This is a genomic window from Flavobacterium sp. RSP46 (assembly GCF_003984825.1).
GTDB lineage: Bacteria > Bacteroidota > Bacteroidia > Flavobacteriales > Flavobacteriaceae > Flavobacterium.
Genome location: NZ_RYDM01000007.1, coordinates 175,487 through 185,703, shown reverse-complemented (window position 1 = coordinate 185,703; position 10,217 = coordinate 175,487). Strand labels below are relative to the sequence as shown.

4 protein-coding genes and 1 CRISPR repeat array are annotated in these 10,217 nt (G+C 32.9%); of the genes, 1 reads left to right on the top strand and 3 read right to left on the bottom strand.

Annotated elements, in window-relative coordinates; genetic code table 11:
• Positions 1-724: 724 nt before the first annotated feature.
• Positions 725-3,657: a CRISPR direct-repeat array (repeat unit 36 nt; unit sequence AATATCGTGTTTTCTAATCTTTAATCAAACCACAAC).
• Between the two features lie 93 nt (positions 3,658-3,750).
• The 3 genes from EKM01_RS12145 to cas9 are packed head-to-tail and all read right to left on the bottom strand — an operon-like array spanning position 3,751 to position 7,690.
• Positions 3,751-4,026 (bottom strand): type II toxin-antitoxin system RelE/ParE family toxin, encoded by a 276-nt coding sequence (locus tag EKM01_RS12145; RefSeq protein WP_126768549.1) that lies wholly within the window; start codon positions 4,024-4,026, stop codon positions 3,751-3,753.
• Positions 4,019-4,264 carry a CopG family transcriptional regulator gene (locus tag EKM01_RS12140; RefSeq protein WP_126768548.1) on the bottom strand — a complete coding sequence of 82 codons (246 nt, stop codon included), beginning with the start codon at positions 4,262-4,264 and terminating at the stop codon, positions 4,019-4,021. Before EKM01_RS12140 ends, EKM01_RS12145 begins: the two co-directional genes overlap by 8 nt.
• Positions 4,265-4,315: 51 nt before the next feature.
• Complete coding sequence (gene cas9 / locus EKM01_RS12135; protein WP_126768547.1) at positions 4,316-7,690, bottom strand: type II CRISPR RNA-guided endonuclease Cas9; 3,375 nt, start codon at positions 7,688-7,690, stop codon at positions 4,316-4,318.
• Positions 7,691-8,131: 441 nt separating this feature from the next.
• Between cas9 and EKM01_RS12130 the strand changes: the two genes are divergently transcribed.
• Positions 8,132-10,120, top strand: coding sequence for a DUF349 domain-containing protein (locus EKM01_RS12130; RefSeq protein ID WP_126768546.1), 1,989 nt, complete (start codon positions 8,132-8,134; stop codon positions 10,118-10,120).
• The last annotated feature ends 97 nt before the right edge of the window (positions 10,121-10,217 follow it).

The window sequence follows — 10,217 nt, the reverse complement described above, 5'->3', positions numbered from 1 at the left end:
AATCGTAAAAAAATATAAATTATTTTGCGACTAATCTCTAACGTACGGACAGGTCGCGACCTGTCCCTGCCCTATTCACATTCTCAAAACAACATTTCCTATCTTGCACACAAATCGTAACGAAATATAAATTATTTTGCGACTAATCTCTAACGTACGGACAGGTCGCGACCTATCCCTGCCCTATTCCTGCCCTATTCACATTCCCTAAACAACATTTCCTATCCTACACACAAATCGTAAAAAAATATAAATTATTTTGCGACTAATTACTAACGTACGGACAGGTCGCGACCTGTCCCTGCCCTATTCCTGCCCTATTCACATTCCCTAAACAACATTTCCTATCCTACACACAAATCGTAAAAAAATATAAATTATTTTGCGACTAATCTCTAACGTACGGACAGGTCGCGACCTGTCCCTGCCCTATTCACATTCTCAAAACAACATTTCCTATCTTGCACACAAATCGTAAAAAAATATAAATTATTTTGCGACTAATCTCTAACGTACGGACAGGTCGCGACCTGTCCCTGCAGATTGCACTAAAAATTAATCATTGAATCTTGCCTCTTACTATGATTCTACTACCATTTATCGAATTTTTATTGATAGAAATAAAAAAATGCCTCAATATTGGGATATCAATCCAAAAAAGAGGCATTTTTCTATACGACATTCACCCATATTCCTTTGATAATTAGAAGGTAACAAGCCAACTAATATCGTGTTTTCTAATCTTTAATCAAACCACAACAGGCTGTCTCTTATTACATTATCAATAGTTAATATCGTGTTTTCTAATCTTTAATCAAACCACAACCAGGTATGTTAATCAAAGATGCGATGGGTAATATCGTGTTTTCTAATCTTTAATCAAACCACAACCCGTCGTTCTCACGAAAGCCATTAGTCTTCAATATCGTGTTTTCTAATCTTTAATCAAACCACAACACCATTATCCTGCATCATTTCTGCTAATTGAATATCGTGTTTTCTAATCTTTAATCAAACCACAACTGGCAACTCCTGGAGCTAGTACAGCATCTTAATATCGTGTTTTCTAATCTTTAATCAAACCACAACTTGATATTTGAATATTTGACAACCCCTTTTAATATCGTGTTTTCTAATCTTTAATCAAACCACAACTACTATCGTTCTTTGACGGTATGAGTTGTGAATATCGTGTTTTCTAATCTTTAATCAAACCACAACTGGCGAAGCTGGAGGTGGCGCAGCAAAGAAATATCGTGTTTTCTAATCTTTAATCAAACCACAACGCCTCGTTTGCACTTGCTAATTTTTCGGCAAATATCGTGTTTTCTAATCTTTAATCAAACCACAACTGCTACGGCTTTTATTATCATTCGAACTTTAATATCGTGTTTTCTAATCTTTAATCAAACCACAACATATTTGGATTGTTGGCCCTAACTTTATTGAATATCGTGTTTTCTAATCTTTAATCAAACCACAACCTTAGAAACTCTTTTTAATTCATTGAAATAAATATCGTGTTTTCTAATCTTTAATCAAACCACAACTAGCTTCGGCCTCGGCTAAATCCTGACTTGAATATCGTGTTTTCTAATCTTTAATCAAACCACAACCAGGAGTAACTACTATAAAAAACTTATCAAATATCGTGTTTTCTAATCTTTAATCAAACCACAACAACAACAACTAAATAACGCTAAAAATGAGAAATATCGTGTTTTCTAATCTTTAATCAAACCACAACATTTCGGAAAAAGGTTTTCCAGTCATATTAATATCGTGTTTTCTAATCTTTAATCAAACCACAACACTTACGCTTATGTACTGTTGGCATCAGTGAATATCGTGTTTTCTAATCTTTAATCAAACCACAACACATCGCTCACGACATTGTAGACAATCGAAATATCGTGTTTTCTAATCTTTAATCAAACCACAACTGGCTGAATTTGCGTTTAAAGGTGTTGTAGAATATCGTGTTTTCTAATCTTTAATCAAACCACAACAATACGCTAAAGGTTTCGTGAAAGAACATTAATATCGTGTTTTCTAATCTTTAATCAAACCACAACTTGTTGGAGTAGCGTAATTCGATCCTTTTAATATCGTGTTTTCTAATCTTTAATCAAACCACAACTTGATAAGACTTGACTATGAAGAACAGGCAAATATCGTGTTTTCTAATCTTTAATCAAACCACAACAGTATCGTATGACGTTTATTTAAGACCGGAAATATCGTGTTTTCTAATCTTTAATCAAACCACAACTACGTATTAGCTTCGGCTGGTGTTACTGAGAATATCGTGTTTTCTAATCTTTAATCAAACCACAACTAGATGGTCAGGAACTGTTTATAATGAATTAATATCGTGTTTTCTAATCTTTAATCAAACCACAACTAATTTCGCAAGTGAAAGCACAGCCTTTAGAATATCGTGTTTTCTAATCTTTAATCAAACCACAACTACAACGCATACGATAGGAGAGACGAACGAAATATCGTGTTTTCTAATCTTTAATCAAACCACAACCAGATTGACGAGATAATGTTGAAAGATCCTAATATCGTGTTTTCTAATCTTTAATCAAACCACAACTTTAGAAACTCTTTTTAATTCATTGAAATAAATATCGTGTTTTCTAATCTTTAATCAAACCACAACTAAATGGTAAGGTATGAATTACTTAAGTCCAATATCGTGTTTTCTAATCTTTAATCAAACCACAACCAGAGAAGCACGGCATAATTGGTGACGTGAAATATCGTGTTTTCTAATCTTTAATCAAACCACAACCCTTATTAGATTCCCTCGCTTCGGTGATACAATATCGTGTTTTCTAATCTTTAATCAAACCACAACAGGTCAATTCCGGTTCGTTTGAATTAGTTAAATATCGTGTTTTCTAATCTTTAATCAAACCACAACTAAACCCAGAATATAATTCTATCGCTTCAAAATATCGTGTTTTCTAATCTTTAATCAAACCACAACCTTTTGAAAGAATGGAATCTAATTGCAACAAATATCGTGTTTTCTAATCTTTAATCAAACCACAACAGTATATAGCGGGTCAAGTGTCGTTCAATTAATATCGTGTTTTCTAATCTTTAATCAAACCACAACAATTGGAATACATTGCAAGTCAAGTAAGGTAATATCGTGTTTTCTAATCTTTAATCAAACCACAACGTGGTGCTGATTATCTTAAAAATATAGCTAATATCGTGTTTTCTAATCTTTAATCAAACCACAACGATGGGTTTCTTTATCAAACCGAACATTGTAATATCGTGTTTTCTAATCTTTAATCAAACCACAACCAGAGAAGCACGGCATAATTGGTGACGTGAAATATCGTGTTTTCTAATCTTTAATCAAACCACAACGTCATTAAACTTATCACTCCAATCAATAGCAATATCGTGTTTTCTAATCTTTAATCAAACCACAACCGTCTTTAGGTACTCAAAAAGGTAGATTATAATATCGTGTTTTCTAATCTTTAATCAAACCACAACCGGACGCTACCGCATTAGTTTTAATAGATCAATATCGTGTTTTCTAATCTTTAATCAAACCACAACGTATCATTAAACCTCATAAAAACATGATCTAATATCGTGTTTTCTAATCTTTAATCAAACCACAACTGAAAGCTACTGCATCCCTGCTGGGCGGATGCCGTATCTTTCAGTTGTGGTTTGGCTGTTTAAGACAATGAAAAACTGTATGTCAAAGAACTTTTAAAAATCTTGTCTTCCGATGATTGTAATGATTTCAATTTCGTCTTCTTTGATATTGAAGTAAATGGTATCAACTCCACAAACACAAAATCGTTCAACATTTTTATATTTGGAAACAACAGGAAACATAAATGGATTGGAAGCGATTTTGTCAAAACAATCATGAAGCATTATTATATATTTATCCGCTTGGATTTCTCCGAATCTGTGAATTCCAAATTCATAAATCCTCAATAAATCTTCTTTGGCTTCATGAGTCAAAAAATAATTATACAACTTTTAATCTTTTTTTAAACTCAGCTAACATTTCTTCTTTTGTTTGCTTCGGCGTAAGACCACTTTTCAATCCTCTATCAATTTTCATTTGAACATATTCATGGTACGCTTCGCGTTCACGCGCTAGCTTAATTAAATAATTTACAGCCTCACTTTTGCTGGTAAATTCTTCGTTGGCTACTTGTTGCTTTAACCATTCATCGTTTTGATTGGCTAATGTGATACTTTGTCTTGACATAATAAAAACTTTTAGTGGTGTAAATATACACCATAGTTTATTTAATTCTAATTAAAGTTTAGAAATTTTTCCAGAAACTGAAATTTTTACTTTTATTGGATTAAAAATTTCCCAACCTTTAAAGCTACTAATTCTTCTAAATACAGATGATTTTGTGTCTTTATTTTGTGTCGCGTCTGAACTCAATCTAAATTCATAATACATTTCAGATAATGTCTGAATTTTAAATAAATGCTCTTTTAAAACTTCAAAATCGGGACTTTCCCAATTGATCTCTTCATCTCGTAATCCCAGTAAAAACATATCATTAATATGCAACGTTGCAACTATTTCTTTTCCATCAGGAGGTAATTGATATGCTGCTTGTCCAGTTCTCTTTCTTTCCACAACTGTCCAAAAAGTTACTACCTCTTCTTTTAGATTTCCTTTTTCATCTTTATAAATTAAAACATGATGATTATTTCTAGGATTTACCCATTGGTTTACATTGTCCTTTAATTTTTCTGCTCCACCAATATTTTCTTTCATTCTTATTTTTAAAATAGGAACTGGCGCACCATTTCTATTAGGCAAGAAAATTTGTGGTTGCTTTACTCCGTTTTCATCAACAATAAAAAAAATATTTGCAGGAATTGTGCCTTTAACAAATCCGCCTAATTCTTGAATCCTTTTATGAATTAACTTTCTAATAGCTTCATCAACTACTTTTTCTAATTGCTTTTCTGTTGTTAAACTATCTATTGATTTCCTAACATGAAAGGCTTCGTCTCCATTAAAGTTTCGTTTTCCAAAAACAGTTTCTTTATGCAATTGTCCTCTTGCTGCAACCCCTTTATTGATATGAGTTACGCCGTTTTTCTCCACTTTTGTATATCTAACAGTTATGTCTTTAGCAATACGTTTGTGCGAGATCAAGATTTTATCTACTGCTTTTTCTGCATCAAATCGGAACGTTTCCCAAGGCATTGGAAAATCTTTTAAATCGTAGTTTCTATTGTAACGATTCCATTTTGATAATTCCTGCAAATAACTAGTCTTGCCACAAGCCATAACCAAAGCATCAATGGCGTGATGACGATGGTCTTCACGAGTTTTAGCATTTTCATCATTCAAAACAGTATTCAGTCCCCATTTTTGACGCAAGTTAGCGGTCATTTGTCCAGGAGAAACATTTACTTTTTTACAAATTTGTTTCAAATACGTTGAAGCTTCTTTGCTTATAAATCTTGTGTCATTTAATTGTCTTGATGAAAAATCATCATCAAATTTTGTTTGTACAAATCGCTTGAATTTTTGGTAAGCATTTGGATATTCCTTAGTATCAGAAAACAATTTCAAAGCTCGTTCTTTTCTGGAAATCCAATCTAATTCATCATTTCCATAAAATTCAAAAGGTGTTTTATCTCCTTTTCGTCTGTTTTCATCAGCATAACACAATGTTTTATTATTGAAACTGTCGTTTAGCGAACGACTCCACGGATGGATATGCTCTATTTGGACTTCGCCAGTAAAAAGCTTACTAACCGGAATTGTAACGCCAGTATAAGGACAAGTTTGCTTACATTCTTCCCAAAGTTTAAATTTCAAAATGTTATCATGTGAAACTCTTGTGTATTTTTCTACTTCACTTTTAACTCTATCATTTTCTCGTTCTAAGCGTTTTTGATCTCTACGAATTTTATTTCGTTGCGATTTAGATATTTTCAAATCACGAGCCATTTCTACTTTTATCTCGTCCAATTCCCCATGCTCTTCAATTAATTCATTGACTAATTTTCGCAATTCAAACAAAGCTGTTATTACAATAGGATTTCTGATAGCTTGAATTTCCTTGTCGGCACCTTTGCCAATTGGCAGTTTATCTAGTAATGCTGTAACATCAATTGTTGCAGAATGGTGATATAGTTTTTTTAATTGTTTGTCATTTAATAAAAAGTCCTTCCGAAGTAACTCTTTAATCGTATCTATAAAACCACCCGAAATTTTAGACCGAACAATTCCTTCAACATTATCAATTAAATCTAGTTGTATTTGATTATTTTCTGATGAATCATTTTGCCATTTGTCTCCAAAAGTATTTTTAATTCCACCCATAACAACAGCCACATCATAGGTGTATCCTAGCTGAAGAAATGGCAAAATATTTCCAATTGCTTTTCGGCTCAAACTTGCATAGCCATCTTTTACATTAAATTTTGAAATGGCGATTGCCTGTTCTTCATTAAAATACCAATTCTTGATGGCGTAGTCTTTAAGATTCGATTTACTGTCAAAAAAATACAAAACGTGCCAAATATCTTCTTGCTCTTTCTCAGAAAACTCAAACCATTTTTTACCAAAGAATTTTTTGTTAGATAAATTAGAAATAGTATGTGTTCCAACTATTTGATCATCATCTTTATAATTGAATTTGAATTCGGCACTTTCTTTGCCAATTACTTTTCGTAATTTCTTAAACTCAATTTTATCAGATAAAAGCAATAGGTCAATTAGTTTGTCCTTTTCGTATTTAGAAATTTTAGTTCCGTTGTATTCCACGGTATTCACCCACTGCCAAATTCTAAACATTTCAACAGGAATAGCACTTATAGGGCATTTGGTTTTTGAAGTTTCGAACGAACAATTCCCAACCAAATGCTTTTGGGAACGCAATGGTCGTTGATGAAATAGAATACCATCTTCTTTGTAATTGTCTTGTTTTCTACCCCCAAAAAGAGTTTTCAAATCATTATTTAAAACGGAATGAAATTTGGCTTGTGTATCCCAAATTAGCTCAAATTCATCAATATACATTTTTCGAGTTGTATATCTATTTCGGATTCTTTCTAGTCCATCCTGAAAAGGCTGGTTTTCTTTTGGATAAATTTCAAACAAATAAGAACCTAAAGATTTGCCTTCAATACTTTCTAATGTATCATCAATTCCAATTTTTCCCTCTTTGGCGTTTCCTTTAAAAATAGCTCCATCATCGCTTCCTCCTTTTCTACTATTGCTTAAAAAACCTCTTCTTTGAATTAAGTGATAAAAAATTCGACCAATTTCTTCCAATGATAATTTATTAGTCAATGCATTCTGTCTTAATTCATAAGGATTTAACGCAAACCAGACAGCTAATTTTTCAGATGGAAATTGTTTGGTTATTTTCCAATCTTCAAAATCATGCGCAACCATAGGACACATATTATTTTCCGAGAGTGATCTTAACAATATTCTCTTCCTTAATCTCCTTCTAAAAAATTGGCGTCGTACACCTCTTGCTCCAGTTCTACTTGCATTTTTGGAAATTTCATTATCTCCATCTCCCAAATTCTCAACACCCATTGGAAAGATTCTACTTCCAATTCCTATAATTTCATTCAATTTATCATCAATCAAAGCCCACCCAATGCTATTTGTCCCTAAATCCAATCCTAATATTTTTGCCATAACAATCTGTATTTTGTAAGAATTTTTAAAGCTACGGAGAAAATAATTACCTGCTTTACGGTTTCCCTCATTGTATCCTAATTATTTTATAGGTATATTTACAACTGATTAAAATTTCTAATCTTTAATCTTATCACAATAAGGCTATATGCCGTAGATGAAAATCTTTAGTCCTGCTTCGGTGGGACTTTTTTTTGAAAACAATTCATAATTTTAACCCAAATGCCTAGCCCTGATGGAAGCGGCATCTCCCGATTTAGAAAAACAAGGCTTTTCAGCCGTAGTTTTTATTAATTGGGAATACAGCGGACAGCAGGAAATAGCTCCAAAAAAAAGCCATTTAACCTAAAATGACTATAAATTAAGTTTTTGTTTTGTATTTTCATACTGCTTTAGTATCTTTCGAGTTGAATCTATTTAGAAACCTTACACATTGAAAAAATGTTAGAAGAAAAGAATGATAACCTGCCTGAAGCAGACGGAAAATTAGACAAAAATACTGTTGAATCTAATTCATTAGAATCAAACGTTTTAGCAACTCACGCCACTGATCCAACAAATGAACCCGAAGCTGCTGTTCCCGCCGAAGAGAATGTAATAGCGCCAGAAACAGCAAATACAACTGCGCTTCATGCCATTACACAAACAAATGCAGCTGAAAGTGAAGACGAAACACTCAAAGAAAGTCACGATATTCCGATGCAGGATTATGATACCTTATCACTTGAAGTATTGGTCAACGAACTGAAAAATTTAGTTTCCAGCGACAAAATTTTGACTTTTAAGCAGCATATTGAAGAAATTAAAAAAGCATTTTTAGCTAAATACAACCACCTCCTCGAAGAAAAAAAAGAAGAATTTCTAGCAGAAAATCAAGACCCTAACGAAGAATTTCAATATCATTCTCCGTTTAAATCTCAATTTGATACTTATTACTCTCTTTTTAGAGATACTAAAAATACCCATTTCAAGAGCTTGCAAACGAATCTAAAAACAAATTTAGAAAATCGTTTGGCCATTGTTGAGGAATTAAAAGAGTTGATTAACCCTCAGGAAAACATCAAAGACACCTTAAAACATTTTAATGATTTAAGAGAACGATGGAAAACTGCCGGGCCAATTCCTAAGGACAAATACAACCACGTGTGGAATAACTTCCATTTTCATGTGGAAAATTTCTATGATTATCTGCATTTAGACCGGGAAGCGAGAGATTTGGATTTCAAACACAACTTAGAACAAAAACAAAAAATTGTAGCGCGTGTTGAAGAATTGGTCACTGAAGCTGATATTAACAAAGCCTTCAGAGAACTACAGGATTTACATCGAATCTGGAAGGAGGATATTGGACCGGTTTCCAGAGAACATCGAGATGATATTTGGAATAAATTCAGTGATTTGACCAAGCAAATGCATGATAAACGGGAAGTTTTATTCGAAAATCAAAGAGGAACTGAACAAGAGAATTTAGAAAAGAAAAAAGAAATTATTGCTCATATTGAAGTTTTGGCGACCGAGAAAGTGAATGCACATTCTCAATGGCTAGCTCAAATAGAAAAGGTAGAAGCCTTGAGAACTGCTTTCTTCTCTGCCGGAAAAGTGCCATCGGAGGTAAATGAGGATACTTGGGCCAGTTTTAAAACTGCTGTAAGAAATTTCAATTCTTTCAAAAATTCATTTTATAAAGACATTAAGAAAGACCAAAACGACAATTTAAGCAAGAAAACAGCTCTTGTAGCTAAAGCCAAAGAATTGCAGGAAAGCACTGATTTTGATGCTACAACTCCTATCATGAAACAAATTCAGGATGAATGGAAACAAATAGGGCATGTACCAAGAAAATATTCGGATAAAATATGGAAAGAGTTTAAGGATGCCTGCAATCATTATTTTGACAAATTAAAAGAGCAAAAAAATGAGGAAAATGGGGAAGAAGTAGCCGCTTTTGATGCTAAAAAAACCTACTTGGAAACCTTAAGAGAGTTCCAATTGATCGGAGACCATAAAACAGATTTAGACTCCATAAAATTGCATATTGAAACCTGGAAAAACTTTGGTAAAGTACCGTTCACAAGAAGACATATTGAGGGAAAATTCAACAAAATACTGGATGCCCTTTTTGAAAAATTAAGTTTGAGTAAAAAAGACACTGATATGTTGCGTTTCTCAAACAGAATGGATCATTTGTCAGAAAGCCATGATACGCGCAAATTAGATAATGAAAAGATTTTTGTAATGCGTAAAATTGATGAAGTTCAAAATGAAATTTTTCAATTGGAAAATAACATTCAGTTTTTTACCAATACCAGAAATGCAAAAAAAGAAAATTCCATCGTATTAGAAGTTCGTAAAAACATTGCTATTCATAAAGAGAGTCTTGATGTTTGGAAAGAAAAACTCAAACAATTACGAAACTTAAAAACCGAATAAATTTCAGCACATACTGGTGATCAAAACCTCGAGAATAAACTGCTCGAGGTTTTTTTATGGGGAGACACGACTTAGCTGATTTTAACATTTAACGATC